Here is a 19,769-nt window from a genome sequence, read left to right as displayed (position 1 = left end):
GTCGACCGCCGAACGGAGGCGCGGCACCGCAACACCAACGATGCCACGGACAAGCCCCGACTTTATCGGGGGACCCGGGGGCGCTTGTCCCTACCTTGTCACTCGAGGGTGATCGTTTCGTCGAGGTTGAGCATCAGGTGGGCGGCGGCCGTGTAGGCGGCGTGTTCGACGGGGTCGAGGGTCGCGTCGCGGGGCGACTCGCCGATGCTGATGAAGTCCGCGGCCTCGGCAGGATTGTCGGCGAAGTGATCCGCGAAGTGCGCGCGATTGCGTTCGAAGACGGCGAGCTCTTCGTCGTCCGGCTCGTAGCCCGTTACCAACCGGTAGCCGAGCTTCAGCCTCTCTTCCGGTGTCGCGCCACCTTCCCGGATCATCCGTGCCGCGACGTGGCGGGCGGCTTCGAGGAAGGTCTCGTCATTCATCAACGCCAGTGCCTGAAGCGGGGTGTTGGTGATCTTGTTGCGCACGTTGCAGATCTCGCGTCCGGAGGCATCGAAGATGATCTGTCGCGGTGGGTTCACCGCGCGCTTCCAGTAGGTGTAGAGACTCTTGCGATAGAGGTCGGCACCCTTCGCCGGCTGGTAGCGGACGTTCGGGCTGTTGGCGACCGACTGCCACAGGCCGGCCGGCTGGTAGGGCTTCACCGGCGGCCCGCCGAGTTCGGTATTGAGCAAGCCGGCCGAGTGGAGCGCCAGATCGCGGATCGCGAAGCCGTCCATCCGGTAGCGTGGCCCGCGGGCGAGCAGACGGTTTTCCGGGTCGAGCTCGTTGAGCACCGAGTTCGACTTCGATGACTGCCGGAAGGTGTGGCTGGTGGCGATCAGGCGATACAACGCCTTGGTGTCCCAACCCGAGTCGATGAACTCGACCGCCAGCCAGTCGAGCAGCTCCGGATGGCTCGGCAGTTCCGCTTGGGATCCGAAATCCTCGGAGGTCTTGACCAGTCCGACCCCGAACAGTCGCTGCCACATGCGGTTGACCACGACGCGCGCGGTCAGCGGGTTCTCGCGGCTGACCAGCCAGCGTGCGAGTTCGAGTCGGTCGCCCGGCATGTCGTTGCCCGGGTGGATCGCCTTTGGCAGACCGCGCGGGAGCACCTCGGATTTGTCGGGCGCGTCATACTGGCCGCGGTCGAGCAGGTAGGCGGGAGTCGGCTGCTTCTGCTCGTTCATCACCATCACCGCGACCTTTCCACCGCCTGCATTCTCCGCCTTCTTCTCAAGCGCGGTGAGTTGCTCGCGGGCGGCGACCAGGTCGGGGTCGATGGTTTCGAAGAAATTGCGGATCGTCTGGCGCTCGCCGGCGGTCCGGACGGGCTCGTCCTTGAGCACGGCTGCGAGGACGTCGGCTGGCACCGCGCCGATCCCGCCGCGGTCGGCGAGCGGGCGTTCGGTTAGATAGATCCGGAAACGTCCCGGATTGTGGTCCGCGAAACCGGACAGGTGACGCATCGTTAGGACCAGGGCGCCGTCGCCGGATGTCGCCGGCTGTTGGAAGATCGCGAACAGGCTGACGGCCTCGGCCTTCACGTCCGGACCGAACACGGCCCAGCCGGATTTTGGGTTGCCGTCGATGACGGCGTCGACCGGATAGCGGTCCTGCTGGAAGGTGGCGGAGACGCTGGAGATGGCGACCGGGCTCGGCTTTTCCGCACCGGCGGAGACCCTCAGGTCGGTCAGCACGAAGTTGCCATTCACGCTCCGGGCGAGTTTGCGCGGCGCGCCGAAGGTCGGGTCGGTGAGCATGTCGATGCGCACGCCGGTGATCGCGCGGTCGCCGATCGGGATGCGGATCGTGTAGTCGATGTCACCGACGTTCTGCCCTTCGAAAAGCAGCGAACCGTCCGAGTCGACGATCAGCTTGCCTTCGTCACCGGTGACTTCCGCCGATGCGATTTCCTCGACCGGTACCCACTCGTTGCGGGCACGCGCGAAGCTCTCCCGGCTGGCGGTGATCCAGCGCTCGATGCGCCCCGGAGTTTGGTCTTCGAGAGCGGCGAGTCGGCCTTTCGCTTCGGCGACCTTCTCGTTGAGATCCTCGGGCTCCTTGCGGAGGGGGGACGCGGTGGTGAGCATCGGTTGCGCCTGTTTGCCGGCGCCGATGCCCCGTTCGCCGATGCTGTTGAAGTAGGCGAACATCTCGTAGAACTCACGCTGCGAAATCGGATCGTATTTGTGATCGTGGCAGCGTGCGCAGCCGGTGGTTAGACCGAGCCACAGGGTCGAGGTCGTTTCGACACGGTCGATCACGTTCTCGACGAAGAATTCCTCGGCGAGCGCGCCGCCTTCGCCGTTCTGCCGGTGGTTGCGGTTGAAGGCGGTGGCAAGGCGCTGCGAGTCCGTCGCGTCCGGCAGCATGTCACCCGCGAGCTGCTCGATGGTGAACTGGTCGAAGGGCATGTTGTCGCGATACGCGGCGATCACCCAGTCACGCCACGGCCAGTTGGTGCGCTCACCGTCGTTCTGGTAGCCATCGGTGTCGGCGTAGCGTGCGGCATCCATCCAGAACAACGCCATGCGCTCGGCGTAGGCGTCGCTTGAAAGCAAGCCGTCGACGTAGTGCTCGTAGGCATCGGGCCGGGTGTCGGCGAGAAACTCCTCCATTTGTTCCGGAGTCGGTTGCAGGCCGGTGAGCGCGAGCGTGGCGCGACGTGCGGCCACCTCTTTCGGCGCCTCCGGCGAAGGCTGCAGTTCTTTCTCGGCGAGCTTGCGCTGCACGAAGCGGTCGATCGGATTCCGCACCGGGGCTTCGGCTTCAAGCTGCGGCAGTTCGGCCTTCGCCGGCGGGATGAACGCCCAATGCTCCTCATACACCGCGCCTTCCTCGATCCACCGCTGGACCAGCTTCTTCTGCGCTTCGGTCAGCGAGCGGTTCGAATCGACCGGTGGCATCGGGTCATCGTGATCGAAGATCCGTCGCACGACTTCGCTGCGCGACGCGTCGCCTGGCACGATCGGCACGAGGTCGCCGTCGAGCGGAGCGTAGGCGAGCTCCGGGTCGTGCAGCGCGAGGTCGGCCTCGCGCTTGGCGGAGTCGGGTCCGTGGCAGTGGAAGCAGTTCTCCGAGAGGATCGGGCGGATGTGCTGGTTATAGCTCAGCTTTTCCCCCGGAAGGACGACCGGCACGTGGTCCGAATTCGCGGCCGGACGTTTCAGGCTGCCGGCTTCAGGGAGTTTGGCGAGGGTCTCGCTGTAGGCTTCCTCGGGCGTGCGGGGCTTCTCGTCTACCGGCGCATCCTTCGATGCCACCGGTTCGACGGGATTGAGCGTCACGCCGATGCCGACCCCGAGGGCCGCGATGACCACCGCCGCGGCGGCAACGGCCGGCCAATGTCGGAAGCGTGGGCGCTCGGGAGCTTCACCGGGAAATGGAACCACGGTTTCCGAAGACGCGGCAGCGGGAGCCTCGGTGCTTTGCTTCAGGGTCTCGTGGGCTTCCGACTGGCGGAGCAGCTCGGCGCGCGCTTCGGGGTCGTTGCGGAGCAGATCGTTGAGCATCCTTGCCTCCTCCGGCGTCAGGCTGCCGTCGAGGTAGGCCGAGATCAGGTGCTGATGTTTCGGGTCCATGGGAAAGTCGGTCAGGGAGTGGTGCGGACGCCGCGCAGGCAGCGCTGGAGGTTCAGGCGGGCGCGGTAGAGGAGCTGGCCGATCGCGGCCGGGGTGCTGGAAAGGCGTAACGCGAGGGCCTTCAGCGATTGCTTTTCGAAATAGTGGGCCTCGATCACCTCGCGCTGGCGGTCGGGCAGGGCCTTCATGCAGGCCGGCAGACGGCTGGCGTCGGATTCGTCTTCAAGTAGCGGTGTCGCTTCGGTCGCGAGCAGGTTGAGCACATCGTCGTCGAGCACCAACCGGTCGCGCTTGCGGCGTTTGCGGAAGGCCATGATCTGGAAGTAGGCGACCTTTTGCGCCCACGCCCAGAACGAGGTGCCCGGCTCGAAGTCGGCGCGCTTGCGCCACAGGACGAGGTTGGCTTCCTGCAGCACGTCGGCGGCATCGTGGGCATCGCCCAACGATGCGGTCAGGTACGCTCGGAGCCGGCCTTGCACGGCCTCGACTCGCGTTTCGAAGTCCTTGGCGGACGGATCTTTTCCGGGCACGGGCATCGGTGGCTGGGGTCAGGCGAGGATGTCCTTCACGAGGTGGCCGTGGACGTCAGTAAGGCGGAACTGCCTGCCTTGGAACTTGTAGGTGAGCTTCTCGTGGTCGACCCCGAGCTGGTGGAGGATCGTCGCGTGCAGGTCGTGCACGTGGACCGGCTTCTCGGTGATGTTGTACGAGAAATCATCGGTCGCGCCGTAGGTCATGCCCGGCTTGATGCCGCCGCCGGCCGCCCAGATCGAGAAGCAGCGCGGATGGTGGTCGCGGCCGTAGTTGTCGCGCGCCAGCTTGCCCTGGCAGTACGAGGTCCGTCCGAACTCGCCGCCCCACACGACCAGCGTGTCATCGAGCAATCCGCGCATCTTGAGGTCCTTGATGAGTGCGGCGGACGGCTGGTCGGTGTCCTGGCACTGGCCGGGGAGCTGCTTCGGCAGGGTGAAGTGCTGGTCCCAGCCCATGTGGAAGAGCTGGACGAACCGCACGTCGCGCTCGGCGAGGCGGCGAGCCATCAGGCAGTTGTAAGCGTAGCTGCCGCGCTTCTTCACATTGGGCCCGTACATCTGGAGGATGCTCTCCGGCTCGTCCGAGATGTCGGTCAGCTCCGGCACCGAAGTCTGCATCCGGTAGGCGAGCTCGTACTGCTTGATGCGGGTCGCGATTTCCGGATCGGCGAATTCGTTGAGCTTCTTCTCGTTGAGCTCGGCGAGGTCATCGAGCATCCGTCGCCGTGACTTCGCCGGGAAACCTGTCGGGTTCGAGAGGTAGAGGACCGGATCGCCGATGCTCATGAACTTCACGCCGGCGTGCTGGGTCGGGAGGAAACCGGAACCCCAGAGGCGGTCGTAGAGCGGCTGGCAATTCGGCCGGCCGGTGCCGCGGGAGACCATCGCCACGAAGTCGGGCAGGTCGCGATTCACCGATCCGAGTCCGTACGAAAGCCACGAGCCGATGCTCGGGCGGCCGGGAATCTGTGAACCGGTCTGGAAGAAAGTGATCGCCGGGTCGTGATTGATCGCCTCGGTGTACATCGAGCGGATCAGGCAGATGTCGTCGGCGATGCCCGAAATGTGCGGCAGCAGTTCCGAGATCTCGGCGCCGCTCTGGCCGTGTTTGGTGAACTGGTATTTCGAGCCGGCGAGCGGGAATGACTTCTGGTTCATCGTCATCCCGGTCTTCCGCTGGGTGACCTCGACGTGCTTCGAGAGCTCTTCGCCGAAGTGCTCGTTGAGCTTCGGCTTCGGGTCGAAGAGGTCCTGCTGCGATGGCGCGCCGCTCTGGAACAGGTAGATCATCCGCTTCGCCTTCGGGGCGTAGTCGGGGAGCTGGCGTGCCGGTCCGGCCGCGAACAGGTCACGATCGAGCAGGGAGGCGAGGGCGGCGACGCCGACGCCCTTGGCGGTTTTGCCGAAGAAATGGCGTCGGTTGAGCAGGAGCTGGGATTCGCTGAAGGGATCGGGCATGGGCCGGAATCGGGCTGTTGATCAATAGACAGCCACAATTCGCCGGATTTAACGCGGGAAACTGAGAAAATGTGAGGAGCGGGCGTGGTGCGCGGACTTCAGTCCGCATTTGCCCCGATGTCAGGGCGGACTGAAGTCCGCGCACCATCCCGGGAACCCTAGGCACGGATGCCCTACCGGATCTCCTCGGCGCCGAAGTAGGGCACGAGGGCCGCGGGCAGCTTGATCGAGCCGTCCGGCTGCTGGCACTGCTCGAGGATCGCCACGTAGAGACGGGGCAGGGCGGTGCCGGAGCCGTTGAGCGTGTGGCAGAAGCGGTTCTTGCCCTCGGCGTCCTTGAAACGCAGGCGCATGCGGCGCGCCTGGTAGTCGGTGAAGCACGAGCAGCTCGAGACTTCGAGATACTTCCCTTGGCCCGGCGCCCAGACCTCGATGTCGTAGGTCTTGGCGGAGCCGAATCCGAGGTCGCCGGTGCACAGCTCGATCGTCCGGTAATGGAGGCCGAGCTTTTCGAGGGCCGCCTGCGCGTGGCCGAGCAATTCCTCAAGTACGGCGAACGACGTATCCGGATGCACGACCTGCACGAGCTCGACCTTGTCGAACTGGTGCATGCGGATGATGCCGCGGTTGTCGCGACCCGCGCTGCCGGCCTCGCGGCGGAAGCAGGGCGTGTGCGCGCACAACTTCTTCGGCAGGTCGGCCTCCGCGAGCAGGGTGTCGCGATAGAGATTCGTCACCGGCACTTCGGCGGTCGGCGCGAGGAACATCTGGTTGCGTCCGTCCTCGTCGGCGTCGGTGCCATACATGTCGTCCTCGAATTTCGGCAGTTGGCCGGTGCCTTCCATGCACTCGCGCAGCACGACGTGCGGGACATTGACCTCCTCATAGCCGTGCTCGCCCGACTGCAGGTCGAGGAGGAAGCTGATCAGGGCGCGCTCGAGGCGGGCGCCGCTGCCGCGATACACCGCGAAGCCCGAACCGGCGATGCGGGTAGCGTCGTCGATCGAAATCAGGCCGAGCGCCTCGGCAAGATCCAGATGGTCCTTCGGCTCGGCGATGTCCGGCTTGTCGCCCCACTCGCGGACGACTGGATTCGCGGTCTCGTCGGCACCGACCGGGCAGGCCTCGTGGGGCGTGTTGGGAATGTTGAGAAGGAGCTCCGTCTGGCGGCTGCCGGCCGCTTCCGAATCGGCGTCGAGCTGCTCGATCTTCTCCTTGAGGCCGCGCACCTCGGCCTCGACGGCCGAGCTGTCCTCGCCCTTCGACTTGAGCATGCCGATCTGCTTGGAAATCTGCTTCCGCTGGGACAGGAGCTGCTGCTTTTCGGTCTCGGCCTTGCGGCGGGCTTCGTCGCAGGCCAGGACCTCGTCGATCAACGTCCAATGGTCGCCGCCGCGGGCCTTCAGGCGCTCGCGAACGGCATCGGCGTCCTCACGGATCTCTCGGATGTCCAGCATGGCGGGAGGGCTGTAGAACATCGAACCTCGAACGTCCAACTTTGAACGCCGAAGTTTTCGGAGGCCCGGTCCGAAACAAAAAACCCCGGCGCCCGAGGGGCGGCCGGGGTTTCGGTGAGGATGATGGGATCAGTCGTCGGTGCCTTTGACCTTCTGGCGCTCCTTCATGTAGTCGAGGGCCTTCTCGGCGCGGTCGATGACGTTGTCGCTTTCCGACTCGTCGACGAAGTACTCGATGACCGACATCGCCCAGTCCGAGGTCTCCTGTTTCGCGAGGCCGCTGACGATGGTGTATTGCTCGCGCTCGGTCTTGGCGTTGCGGGCGAGCATTTTCCAGAAGTCCTCACTGTCGAGGTCGTCGCGCTTCTTGGCGCGGTCCTTGTCGGTGAGGAAAACGTAGGCCGCATCGAAGGCCTTCGGGCGAAGCTTCTCGTCGGTCTGCTCCTCGAGGAACTCGATGAGCGTTTCGAACATCGAGTCGTCGCGCCAGTACTTGAGCGCTTCGAGCGCGGCGAGTTTGTCGTAGTCGTCGTCGCCCTCGAGAGCACCGGACACAACCTCCTCGGCCTTCTCGCCGCCGGCGGGGCCGAGCAGTCGGATCATCGCGCGGCGGTTGTCGTCATCGACTGCGGTCTCGGCAGCGGTGGCGATCGTCTGCGCGGCGGTGCCGGGATCCTCCGCCCTCTTGAGCACCTCGGCGGCGGCCTCTTCGGCGGCGCGACGGATGGTGTTCGAAGACGTGAACTGGATGACGTCGAGGAAGTCGTCGAGCTCACTTTCCCCGCCCATCGCGCGGACGGCCCGCAATGCGGCGGCGGCGGCGCTGTCGTTCTCCGTCTTGCGGGCGAACTCGATCAGGTAGGGGACCACGACCGGGTTCGAGCGGATCGCCAGAACCTTGTCGAGCAGGGTGACGCGGATTTCGTCGTTGAGGTTGCCGGTGGTGGCGAACTTGGCGATCTCGGTATCGACGTCGGTGCCGTCGGTGGCGGTGGCGATCGACAGCGCCTTGTAAACCGTCTGGCGGCTCTTGTTGTTCCCGAGCGTGATCGAGTTCAGCAGGATGCCGAGATCTTCGCCGCTCACGGGCAACTCCTTGGTGGCGGGGTCGGCGGCGATCCGGACGAGGTCGTTGTAGCGCTCGTTCACCTTGTTGCTGCCCATGGTGCTGGCGACCATGACGCCGACGATGATGACCAGCACCGCGAGGATGCTGGCGATGGCGATCTTGGCGCCGGCTCCCATGCCTTTCTTGGCGGTCGGGAGCATCGTCGCTCCACCGCTCTGGCCGGGCATCCCCGGACGGCCGGGCGCGCCGCCGCCGGCGGGTTGGGGTGCGGGTGCCGCTTGCGGCACCGGAGCTTGGCCGGTCGGCTGCACCGGACTACCGGAAAGCTGGACGGTTGGAACAACCTTGGCCGCTTGCGGCGCGGGAGCCGCCTGAGGGGCGGGCGCGGTCGGGGTGGCGGCCTGCACCACCGGCACGACCGGCTGCGCCGGAGGCGGAGCGTTGGGTGCGGTTTCCGCCACCGAGGCGGTCGGCTGCTGGGCAGTTGTGTGAACGCTGGGAGGGGCGCCGGCGGGAGGCTGAAGCGGCTGGGGTGCGGTCTGGGTCACCGGTGGCGCCGGCACGGGACCGGTCTGGGCGACGGGAGCGGGCGGGGCCGGCTCTGGTGTGGGCTCGGGTGCCGGCGGCGGTGGAGGAGTTTCCTGCACCGGAGCCACCGGCTGGATCGGCTGCGCCGGGGGCGTTGCCGGAGCGGGCGCCGGGGTCGGCTCGGGCGCGGGAGCTTCGGCTTCCGGAGCGGCGCCGGGGATGATCAGGCGCGGCCGCTTCGGTTGCTCGGGCTCGGGCGTGGAAGGCGTGGAATTGCCGGTGGTCATGGTCTCAGTGCCGGGGATGTCGTTGAGTTCGATGAAGTTGCTGAGCGCCTCGCGCGCGTTTTCTGGCCGTTCGGCGGGAGTGCGGTTGATGTGCCACATCACCCAGTCGGCGACCCAGCTTGGGATATCCGGCCGGAGTTCTGCAAGTGGAACGACCCGATGCTCCAAATGAGCGGCCATTACCTGCGGTCCGGTGTCACCTTGGAAGGGTGTGACGCCCGACAGGGCGAAGTAATACACGCAGCCGATGGCGTACATGTCGGTCCGGGTGTCGAGCGCCGCCCGCTCGAACTGCTCCGGCGCCATGAAGAAAATCGACCCGTAAACAGCGTCGTTTTGGTCGAGCGTCTGGTTGCTCGGCTTGGGCGAGAATTTCGCCAGACCGAAATCCACGATCTTGGCCTGGAATTTCCCGGACGGCAGCCAGTTGACCATGATGTTCGACGGCTTGAGGTCGCGGTGGACCAGTCCGAGGTCCTGCGCGGCGATCAGGCCCTCCATGATCTGCTGGCCCAGTTCCTTGAAGTCCTTCCAGGTCAGCGGTGCCTTCTCGACCAGTTCGTCGACCGTGTTGCCCTTCAACAGCTCCATCACGACGAACGGGCCGTCGTCATCGGTGCCGACGTCGTAAATCGTCACGATGTGCGGATGCTGGAGGGCGGCGAGCGCGCCGGTCTCCTGCTCCATCTGGCGGGTCGCCTCCTCGGCCTGGCCGTCTTCCTCGGTGAGGATCCGCTTGATCGCGACCTCGCGCTTCAGGCTCCGGTCGTAGGCGCGATAGACGGCGCCAAGCCCTCCCTGTCCGAGTTTGCCGCGGATTTCGTAGCGTTCCTGCATTTGAACTATGGACACAAGTGAAGCCGCGCCGCCCTTGGTGCAACGAAGAAACTGGGCATTCACGCAGGATCCGTGCCGGGTGGGCAACGGCCTCTATCGCGTCAATCCCCGCTGCGAGCCCTCGATGAAGGCGATGAGGTGCTTGACGTGCGGATTGTTGGCCGGGGTGTCGGCTTTCAGTGACGACAGGGCGATCGCGAGGTTGCCGTCCTTCTTCAGGAAGAGCTTCTTGTAGGCCTTCTTCAGGGCGCCGAGGTCCTCGGGAGTGAAGCCGCGGCGCTGGAGCCCGACCTGGTTCAAGGCGCGGGTGGTCGCCGGATTGCCCTCGACCACGGTGTAGGGGGCGATGTCCTGCACGATCCGCGAGCAGCCGCCGATCATCGCGTGGCAGCCGATCCGGCAGAACTGATGCACGGCGGCAAGTCCGGAGACGATGGCGTGGTCCTCGACCGTCACGTGGCCGGCCAGCGTGCCGTTGTTCGAGAGAATGATGTGGTCGCCGAGCTGGCACTCGTGGGCGACGTGGGAGTAGCAGAGGAACAGGTTGTCGTTCCCGATCCGGGTCGGCGTGTGGTCGAAGGTCCCCCGGTGGATTGTGGTGTTCTCGCGGAAGACGTTGCGGTCGCCGATGATCAGGGCGGTCGGCTCGCCGGCGTATTTGAGATCCTGGGTTCTTCCGCCGATCGCGGCGAAGGGGAAGAACTCGTTGTCGCGGCCAATGGTCGAGGTGCCCTCGATGACCACGTGGGAGTGCAGGGTGCAGCCATCGCCCAGTTCGACGTCGTCGCCGATGACGCAGTAGGGGCCGATGGTGACGTTTTCGCCGAGCTTTGCCTTGGGGGAAACGAGGGCGGTGGGGTGGATCACCGGGCGAGAATGGACTGCGGAGGGGGCCGGGTCCAAGCCCGAACGGCGGGCTGTGTCAGCCGACGGCGAGCAGTGGGTTCTTCACGGGCAAAAGATGCGCGGAATCGGGCACGAAATGGACCGCATTTCAGGTGGCATTTTCCGGCAGGCGATGGAATGATCGGTAACCCATGAAAAGAAAATCTACAGTGGCCGAGTCATCGGTCGGGCGTCTCCAGAATTGGATCAAAACGCCGTCGCCGCCTTGCTCGCTGGTGCTCGGGGCGGTCTGCAACTGCGACCTCCCCGAGGTCGAGCGCAACGTCTGCGAACTGCTCAATCGCGTCCGGGAAATGCACGGATTCCACTTCTCGTGGCTGGACTTCGAGGACATCCGCTTCCTTTCCGGCCAGCCCGACCTGCGGGCCGTGATTACCGAACGGGCGGGCATCGGCGGCGACCGCCATGCCCACTGGAACGATGCCGAACGCGTGCTGCGCGGGCTCGCCTCGATGGGCGGGCTGGTTCTCGGGGGCCAAGCGGCCCTCGATGCGACCCACGAGCTGCCGAACGTGTGCCGGATCATGCTCTGCAACTGCGAGGAATGCGACGAACCCGAGCTGCATGGCAAAGTTGATCGGGACTTCTGCGGCATCGAGCAGCTTCCGACCGAGGTGGCCAGCAGGTTCCTCGATTGGATGACGGAGCATCCCTACGGGGTCGGCGCACCATGCGCCGCCGCGGAGGAACTGCGACGGATGAAGGAATCGCTCCGGGCGCAGCCGCAGATGGCGTGATTTGATCCAGAAAGGCGGGGGCGAACCTGGCTGACCGGGGTGCAGGGAATTCCCAGCCCCGGAGGGGCGCCGGCATTTAGCCACGGGGTTTACCCCGTGGTCGTGGCGAGGGGGTGGATCCAAGCGCCGAAGGTGCGCAGGCGGAGCGGGAGGGCATCTCCAAGTCCGCCTACGCCCCTCGCGGGGCTCAATCGTTCCGCGGCATTTTGTCCACGGGGTGAACCCCGTGGCTAAGTGCCGGCGCACCTTCGGCGCTGAAGAATACCTGCGCACCTCCGCGGCTGAAGAGTGCCCACGCCCATTAGGTTCCTCAGACTACCGACGGCCCTTCGGGGCCAAAAAATATCGCCGTCGACTTTCCCCGCTCGTGGTCGGAACCCCGACTACCTCACCGGTTCAGCACGAGGTAACCGGCATTCAGGTAGGTCGCGTAGCCGACCCACAGGATGTAGGGCACCAGCAGCGCAGCGGATACCGGCACCAGCTGTCGGAAACGCACGATGGTGATCGCGATCGCGACCAGCAGCCCGACAATCACCACCAAGGCCGCGCCAATCTGGTGGGCGCCGAAGAAGACCGGAGTCCACGCGAGATTCAGGACGAACTGCACGGCGAAGGCGATCAGTGCCGCCGACTTGGCCTTGCCCCGCGGCGCCCGGTGCCAGACCAGCGCGAAGCTGATCCCGATCAGGGCGTAAAGCAGGGTCCAGACGGGTCCGAAGACCCAGTTCGGCGGATTGCCCGGCGGCCGGTTCAGCGCGGCATACCAGTCGCCGATCGAAGACGCCGTGATGATGCCACCGAGTCCGCCAAGGACTTCGGCGACGATGACGCTGATGAGAATTTTGAGCCAGAGGGGCATGACGACCCCAGTCTCTCGGCCGCCCGGCAGGGACTGTCAATCGGCGGTTCGGTTGCGGCCCGCTATTTGGACTTCTTGCGCGATTCAGATGCTTCCTTCTCCGGCAGCAACGCGTCGAACTCCTTTATCAGCTTCGCCGACTCCTTGTTCTTCGCGAGATTCGTCCACTCATAGGGATCGTCGCGGTGGTCGTAGAGTTCGCGGTCGCCGTTCGCGTAGCGGATGTAGCGGTGGCTCCCGCTCCGGACCGCGTGATTGCCCCGCCCGTGGGTGGTGATGGCAGGATGCTCCCACGTCGCACCCGGATCGCGCAGCAGCGGCGTGATGTCTTGGCCTTCGAGGTGGGACGGCTTCTCGATCGAGGCCAGCGAGCACAGCGTCGGATAGACACTCATCAGGTCCACAGGGCGGTCGCACTTTGTGCCCGCTTTGGTCACTCCCGGGGCCGACCAGATGAAGACGGTCCGCGTCGGTTCCTCCCACAGCGCGAACTTCCTCCAGTGCTTTTTCTCGCCAAGGGACCAACCGTGGTCGCTCCACAGCACCACGATCGTGTTGTCGCGATGCGGACTCTTCTCCAGCGCGTCGAGCAACCGGCCGACGTTCATGTCGGTGTAGGAAATGGTCGCCAGATACGACTGGATTGCGACCTTCCACTGGTTGTTCTTCACCATCTTCGCGTGGTCGGCCTGCGGTTTTGCCATCTTCACGCCGGCGGGCGGCACGTCATCGAGATCATCGTCACGATGGGGAGGCAGCTTGACCTTCTTGAGCGGGAAATCGTCGTAGTATTTCCGGGGAGCGACGAAGGGCAGGTGCGGCTTGTAAAGTCCGCAGGCGAGGAAGAACGGTTGCTCGTCTTCCTTCATCATGCGCTCGATGCAGTAATCGACCGCGTGCCAGTCGAGAAGATCGTCGTCCTTCAGATCGGGGAAAGTCTTCCGATTCAGGTAACCATCGTACTTCGAAACTCCCTTGCCGTTCAATGTCATGCCGGACGCGTCGATGTACTCCGTCCACTCTTCCGGGTGGTAGCCCATCGAGTGGTAGATCTTGCCCGCGCCGGCGACACGGTAGCCCGCTTTGAGGAACTGGGCGCTCAGCCCCTCGCCGGGTTTCTGGAAGCGCTTCCACGAGTCGCCGTTGTAGTAGCACCCGGTGGTCCACGGACGCCGCCCGCCCATCAGTGCCACCCTCGACGGCTCGCAGGCGGGCACGGCGCAGTAGGCGCTGGTGAAGGTGGTGCCCATCGCCGCGAGCCGGTCGATGTTCGGAGTGCGGGTCTGGGGGTTCCGTTCGAGGTGTCCGACCCAGTGGTTGAGGTCGTCGACCGCGATCATCAGGACATTCGGCCGGCCGGCAGCCAGCGCGAAACCGGCGGTTAATAGAAGAAAAGCTAGGGTTCTCATGGGTTCGGACGGACCGGCTGGTGGCGTGATTTGCCTTATTCCGGGCCTGTTACGGATGAAATGGGGTCGGGGTGTCCGGGCGTTACGACAAAATTGCCAAAAATGCTTGCTCGGGACACGGCACTCGTCCTGCTCCATACTGCACCCATGTCGATTCACTGCGCCATCCGTCACCGGACGAAATACGTCTATGACCGGCCCGTTCCGCTCTCCCCACAGGTCGTCCGTCTGCGTCCCGCGCCGCACAACCGCACCCAGATCCTTTCCTACTCGCTGAAGATCGGCCCCGAGGGCCACTTCCTGAACTGGCAGCAGGACCCGTTCGGCAACTTCCTGGCGCGCCTCGTCTTCCCCGAGCAGGTGCGCGAGTTCGAGATCCAGGTCGATCTCGTCGCCGACCTTTCTTCGATCAATCCGTTCGACTTCTTCCTCGATGAGGAAGCGCAGCACTGGCCGTTCACCTACGCCAACTGGCAGGCCAGCGAACTCGCGCCGTTCCGGACGCTCAACGAGCCGGGCCCGCTGCTGAAGAAGCTCATCGAGGAATGCCGCCCGACGATCGGCAAGGAGCGGACGATCGACTACCTCGTCCGCCTCAACCAGCTACTCGAGAAGCGCATCGATTACCTCGTCCGCCTCGAGCCCGGCGTGCAGAAGCCCGAGGAGACTTTGGAAAAGCGGTCCGGATCATGCCGCGACAGCGCGTGGCTGCTGGTCCAGCTGCTGCGGCATCTCGGCTTCGCCGCGCGGTTCGTTTCCGGCTACCTCATCCAGCTCAAGCCGGACATCAAGCCGATCGAAGGACCCGAAGGACCGGAAGAGGACTTCACCGACCTTCACGCGTGGACCGAGGTTTACCTGCCGGGAGCCGGCTGGGTCGGCTTCGATCCGACCTCGGGTCTGTGCACCGGCGAAGGCCACATCCCGCTGGCCGCGACGCCCGAGCCGAGCTCGGCAGCGCCGGTGACCGGGCATCTGCTCGCGAAGTGCGAGTGCGAGTTCGAGTTCGAGATGGAGGTGACCCGCGTGCGGGAAATCCCGCGTGTCACGAAGCCATACAGCCGCAAGGAGTGGAAGCGGATCGACGCGCTCGGCAAGGCGGTCGACGAACGCCTCGCCAAGGGCGGTCTCAAGCTGACGATGGGCGGCGAGCCGACCTTCGTCTCGATCGACGACATGGAAGGTGACGAGTGGAACACCGCCGCCATGGGACCGAACAAGCGCGGTCTCGCCGACGACCTGCTGCGCAAGCTTTTCGGACGCTTCGCTCCGGGGGGCTTCCTCCACCACGGCCAGGGGAAATGGTACCCCGGCGAGCAACTGCCGCGCTGGAGCTTCAGCTGCCACTGGCGGACCGACGGCGTGCCGGTCTGGAAGGACAAGGAGCTGATCGCGGTGGAAGGCCGCGACTACGGTCACGACGAAAACGACTCGCTCGCTTTCATCGAAAGCCTCGCCGAGCGTCTCAAGGTCGATGGCGACCATGCCATGCCCGCCTACGAGGATGCTTGGTACTACATGTGGCGTGAAAGGCGCCTGCCGACGAATGTCGATCCCTTCGACTCGAAGCTCGACGACGAGATCGAGCGCAAGCGCCTCGCGCGGATCTTCGAGCAGAAGCTCGACAAGGTGGTCGGCCATGTCCTGCCGCTGTGGCGGGGGCTGGATCCGGAGGAATGGATCACCGGCGACTGGTTCCTGCGCCCGGAGCGCCTCTATCTGCTGCCCGGCGACTCGGCACTTGGCTTGCGCCTGCCGCTCGACAGCCTGCCATGGACCGACGAGCACTGGGGTCCCGTCGTCGAGCCCGCCGATCCGAGCATTCCGCGTTCGCCATTTCCCGCCTACCGGCTCACGGCCGGCGGGGCGATCGACGGTTCGACCGGTGCTCCGGAGCCGAAGCACCAGTTTCCGGGAGTCGAGGGACCGGGTGCCGGTGATGAGGGGGCGGCCGTATCTTCCCGCTACGACGGCGGCCACCCGGAAGACTTCTTCCGCGGCCAGCCGGCTTCTGATATCGTCCGCACCGCGCTCTGCGTCGAGCCGCGCGAGGGGCACCTGAACATCTTCATGCCGCCGCTGCGCCGCGCCGAGGACTACCTCGAGCTGGTCGGGGCGATCGAGGACACCGCCGCGGAGCTCGGCCTACCGGTGATGATCGAAGGCTACCTGCCGCCCCGCGACCCGCGCCTGAACCATTTCTCGGTGACACCGGATCCCGGTGTGATCGAGGTGAACATCCACCCCGCGCGGAACTGGGACGAGCTGAAGACGATTACCCGCGGCGTCTACGAGGATGCCCGTAGTTCAAGGCTCGGCACCGAGAAGTTCCTGGTCGACGGCCGCCACTCGGGCACCGGCGGCGGCAACCACATCGTGGTCGGCGGATCGAGCACGCTCGAGAGTCCGTTCCTCCGCCATCCGCAGATCCTCCGCAGCCTCGTCAGCTACTGGCACAACCATCCGTCGCTATCCTACCTGTTCTCCGGACTGTTCATCGGTCCGACCAGTCAGGCGCCGCGGGTCGACGAGGCGCGGGACGACGCGTTGCACGAAATGGAGATCGCGTTCCGCCAGCTGCCGGAGCACGACACCATCCAGGACAACTGCCCGTGGTTGGTCGACCGCGTGATGCGCAACATGCTGGTGGACATCACCGGCAACACCCACCGCGCCGAGTTCTGCATCGACAAGCTCTACTCGCCCGACAGCTCGAGCGGCCGCCTCGGGTTGCTCGAAATGCGTGCCTTTGAGATGCCGCCGCACGCCGAGATGAGCCTCGTCCAGCAATTGCTGGTGCGTGCCGCGATCAGCCGCTTCCGTGAAGATCCCTACCGCGAGTCGCTGGTGCGATGGGGAACGTCGCTGCACGACAAATTCATGCTGCCGCACTTCATTGCCGAGGACTTCGAGGATGTCGTGGAAGACTTCCAGCGCCATGGTTTTGACTTCGATCCCGCGTGGTTCGCACCGCACCGCGAGTTCCGCTTCCCGGAGATTGGCACCATCGCGCATCGCGGGATCGAGCTCGAGCTCCGTCAGGCGATCGAGCCGTGGCACGTGCTCGGCGAGGAGCAGGCCGCCGGAGGCACCGCCCGCTACGTCGATTCGTCGGTCGAGCGGGTTCAGGTGAAGGTCGCCGGCATGACCGATCCGCGGCATGTCATCACCTGCAACGGCCGTCGCGTGCCGCTGCACCCGACCGGGCGGCCGGGCGAATACGTCGCCGGCGTCCGCTTCCGTGCTTGGGCGCCGTTCTCGGCCCGCCACCCGACGATGCAGGTTCAGGCGCCGCTGACCTTTGATGTCGTCGACCGCTGGAATGCCCGTTCGATCGGCGGCTGCGAGTATCACGTCACCCACCCGGGCGGACGTTCCTACGAAGACTTTCCGGTCAATGCCGAGTCGGCCCACGGCCGGCGGAAGGAGCGATTCATCGGCTTCGGGCACACTCCGGGGCCGCTGGAACCGGAGTATGAGCCGCTCGGCCGGGAATTTCCCCTTACGCTCGATTTGCAGGCCTGATAGATCGAACCCATGGAACCCGGAGCGCCGCAGGTTGACGACGGCATTCCGGCCGGAACGGCGTCTCTTCTGAGTGGCTACCGGCCGGAAGGCGGGCGCTATGACGAGATGCTTTCCAAGGGCGGGAAGCTCCGCGAGGGGTGGGACGAGTTCCTTTCGGCCTTCGGCAAGATCCGCAAGGAGGACTTCGTCCGCCGCTGGGAGCAGGCGCAGAAGCTGATCCACGAGAACGGGATCACCTACAATGTCTACGATGAGTCCCGTAGCACGGAGCGTCCGTGGGAGCTCGATCCGGTGCCTTTCGTGCTTCCCGAGGACGAGTGGAAGAAGATCGAGGGCGCGCTGGTGCAGCGGGCCCGCGTTCTCGACCGCATCCTCGCCGACTGCTACGGCTCGCGGGAGCTGATCCGGCGCGGACTGTTGCCGCCGGATGTCGTTTTCGGAAATCCTCGCTTCTTCCGTCCCTGTGCCGGGATCCCCCAACCGCGCGGGCGTTTCCTCCACTTTTACGCCGTCGACATCGCCCGCGCCGCCGACGGCCAGTGGTGGGTGTTGGGCGACCGCACCCAGGCGCCGTCCGGGATGGGCTACGCTCTGGAGAACCGGGTGGTGCAGACGCGCATGGTGCCGGAGGTCGCGCGCGACTGCCGTCTGGTCCGCTTGGTGAATTATTTCCGGGAGGTCCTCGAGGCCATCGCCAACGCCTCGCCTCGCCGCAAGGAGGACCCGCGAATCGTCCTGCTGACGCCCGGGCCGCTGGCCGAGACCTACTTCGAACACGCCTTCCTCGCCCGCTATCTCGGGATCGCGCTGGTCGAGGGGGAGGACCTGACGGTGCGCGACGACCATGTGTACCTGAAGACGCTCGACGGGCTTCAGCCGGTCGATGTGATCCTGCGTCGCCTCGATGAGGAGTTCGCCGACCCGCTCGAACTGATGAGCGAGTCGCAGATCGGCGTGGCTGGGATTCTCGGGGCCATACGTGCGGGCAACGTGGCGGTGCTCAATCCGCCCGGCAGCGGTCTGGCCGAGTCTCCGGCGTTGCTGGCCTTCCTTCCCATCGTTTGCCGAGAGCTGCTTGGCGAGGATCTCAAGATGCCGTCGGTGGCGACGTGGTGGTGCGGCCAGCCCGAGGCCCTCACGGAAGTGCTGGGCCGTCTCGACAAGGTGGTGATCAAGAGCGCTCTCGAGCGCGGCAAGCGCCAGGTGCGTTTCCCCGGCCAGGAGTCGGAGGCCGACCGCAAGCACCTCGAGCAAAGCATCCGCGCCAACCCGATGGACTACGTCGCGCAGGAGATTGTGTCCTTCTCGACCGCGCCGGTGTGGAACGGCAACGGTTTCGACGCGCGGACGATCGCGCTGCGGGTGCATCTGGTCGCGACCGATGACGGCTACGCGGTGATGCCAGGCGGACTGACCCGGTTCGCCGGCGAGTCGGGGCCGGAACGGCCGGTGTCGATGTCGATGCAGAAGGGCAGCGGCAGCAAGGACACATGGATCGTTTCGAAGGATGAGGTCCCTCATCACCAATCGATCTACGACGCCCGCTACCCGTTGGCCCTGCGGCGCAGCGCGACCGATTTCCCGAGCCGTACCGCGGACAACCTCTACTGGCTCGGACGCTACGCCGAACGCTCAGAATTCGCCGCCCGCGTCCTCCGGCAGATTGTCGCCCGCATGACTTCGGAGCGGGAATTCGGAGCACTGCCGGACGTCGCGCCGCTGTGGTCGACCGTCGTCGAACTCGGCCACCTCGCGGCGCCGCTCGCCCATCAGCAGCCGGCGGCGCTCGGCGTCGATGGTCTCGAGCGGGCGCTCTTCGACGCGATTTTCGGAACGGGCGAAGTCAACAGCCTGCGGCGCATCCATGACGTGTTGCAGCGGGTGTCCTCCATTTCCCGGGACGCGCTCTCCCACGACAGCTGGCGGATCACCCAGCAGCTTGCCCAAGCCCTGCAGCGAAAACGCGGCCGGCGCCTGCTCGATCTCATCCCGATCCTCGATCAGACGATCACCCTGCACGCGGCCTTGTCCGGGATGGCCTCGGAGAATACGACCCATACCCAGGGCTGGCGGTTCCTCGATCTCGGCCGTCGGCTTGAGCGGGCACTTTACCTGATCCGGCTCGGCGAGCTGACCCTGCGCTACCACGAGCGCGGCGAACCGCGGCCGCTGGAGTCGGTGCTCGAGGTCATCGACAGCTCGATCACCTACCGGCGCCGCCATTTCTTCGCGCCACGGCTGCTGCCGGTGCTCGACCTGCTGATCTACGACCCGACGAACCCGCGCTCGCTGGCGTATCAGTTCGAGCGCGTCGACCAGCATCTCGCGCTGCTGCCGGCCGAACGGGTCCGCCCGTATGCCACCGAAGCACGCAAGCTGCTGGCGCCGCTTCTGACGCAGACCCGGACGACCGAACTGAGTGCCGACGACCTCAACGACGAGCTCACGCACATCGAGCAGGTGAAGCAATTCCTCGGCACCGTCGAAGGCACGGTCGAGGCGATTTCCAGCGACCTCACCCGCGTCTATTTCTCCGTGCTGATGCCCGAACAATCGTCCGTGGCGGGACCCAGCCTCGGTGTTTCATGACCT

Annotated in this window: 11 protein-coding genes; 3 read left to right on the top strand and 8 right to left on the bottom strand. The window is 65.5% G+C overall.

Annotated elements, in window-relative coordinates; translation table 11 throughout:
* Positions 1-98: 98 nt before the first annotated feature.
* The 6 genes from HAHE_RS07430 to lpxA all read right to left on the bottom strand — a co-directional run bounded on the left by HAHE_RS07430 (position 99) and on the right by lpxA (position 10,602).
* Positions 99-3,566 (bottom strand): PSD1 and planctomycete cytochrome C domain-containing protein, encoded by a 3,468-nt coding sequence (locus tag HAHE_RS07430; protein WP_338689837.1) that lies wholly within the window; start codon positions 3,564-3,566, stop codon positions 99-101.
* 11 nt (positions 3,567-3,577) lie between these two features.
* On the bottom strand, positions 3,578-4,102 hold the full coding sequence (locus HAHE_RS07425) for a sigma-70 family RNA polymerase sigma factor (RefSeq protein ID WP_338689836.1): 525 nt from the start codon (positions 4,100-4,102) through the stop codon (positions 3,578-3,580).
* A gap of 12 nt (positions 4,103-4,114) precedes the next feature.
* Entirely contained in the window at positions 4,115-5,557 is a 1,443-nt protein-coding gene (locus HAHE_RS07420; protein WP_338689835.1) for a DUF1501 domain-containing protein, read from the bottom strand.
* Between the two features lie 173 nt (positions 5,558-5,730).
* Positions 5,731-7,014: a serine--tRNA ligase gene (gene serS, locus HAHE_RS07415; protein ID WP_338689833.1), complete on the bottom strand. Its 1,284-nt coding sequence runs from the start codon at positions 7,012-7,014 to the stop codon at positions 5,731-5,733.
* Between the two features lie 129 nt (positions 7,015-7,143).
* Positions 7,144-9,735: a serine/threonine-protein kinase gene (locus tag HAHE_RS07410; protein ID WP_338689832.1), complete on the bottom strand. Its 2,592-nt coding sequence runs from the start codon at positions 9,733-9,735 to the stop codon at positions 7,144-7,146.
* Positions 9,736-9,828: 93 nt separating this feature from the next.
* Complete coding sequence (lpxA, locus tag HAHE_RS07405) at positions 9,829-10,602, bottom strand: acyl-ACP--UDP-N-acetylglucosamine O-acyltransferase (protein ID WP_338689831.1); 774 nt, start codon at positions 10,600-10,602, stop codon at positions 9,829-9,831.
* A gap of 170 nt (positions 10,603-10,772) precedes the next feature.
* On the opposite strand from lpxA, the gene HAHE_RS07400 reads away from it, so the two are divergent.
* Positions 10,773-11,378, top strand: a complete 606-nt coding sequence (locus HAHE_RS07400) for a hypothetical protein (protein WP_338689830.1) — start codon at positions 10,773-10,775, stop codon at positions 11,376-11,378.
* Positions 11,379-11,766: 388 nt separating this feature from the next.
* On the opposite strand, the gene HAHE_RS07395 is transcribed toward HAHE_RS07400, so the two are convergent.
* Together HAHE_RS07395 and HAHE_RS07390 are read right to left on the bottom strand one after the other, a co-directional pair.
* On the bottom strand, positions 11,767-12,240 hold the full coding sequence (locus tag HAHE_RS07395; protein WP_338689829.1) for a TspO/MBR family protein: 474 nt from the start codon (positions 12,238-12,240) through the stop codon (positions 11,767-11,769).
* Between the two features lie 62 nt (positions 12,241-12,302).
* Positions 12,303-13,649 carry a sulfatase gene (locus tag HAHE_RS07390; RefSeq protein ID WP_338689827.1) on the bottom strand — a complete coding sequence of 449 codons (1,347 nt, stop codon included), beginning with the start codon at positions 13,647-13,649 and terminating at the stop codon, positions 12,303-12,305.
* 147 nt (positions 13,650-13,796) lie between these two features.
* On the opposite strand from HAHE_RS07390, the gene HAHE_RS07385 reads away from it, so the two are divergent.
* Entirely contained in the window at positions 13,797-17,174 is a 3,378-nt protein-coding gene (locus HAHE_RS07385) for a transglutaminase family protein (protein ID WP_338689826.1), read from the top strand.
* 12 nt (positions 17,175-17,186) lie between these two features.
* Entirely contained in the window at positions 17,187-19,766 is a 2,580-nt protein-coding gene (locus tag HAHE_RS07380; protein ID WP_338689825.1) for a circularly permuted type 2 ATP-grasp protein, read from the top strand.
* Positions 19,767-19,769 lie beyond the last annotated feature (3 nt).

The sequence above is a fragment of the Haloferula helveola genome (assembly GCF_037076345.1).
Lineage (GTDB): Bacteria > Verrucomicrobiota > Verrucomicrobiia > Verrucomicrobiales > Akkermansiaceae > Haloferula > Haloferula helveola.
The sequence above is the reverse complement of the archived record's forward strand: the minus strand, read 5'-3'. Positions and strand labels throughout refer to the sequence as shown.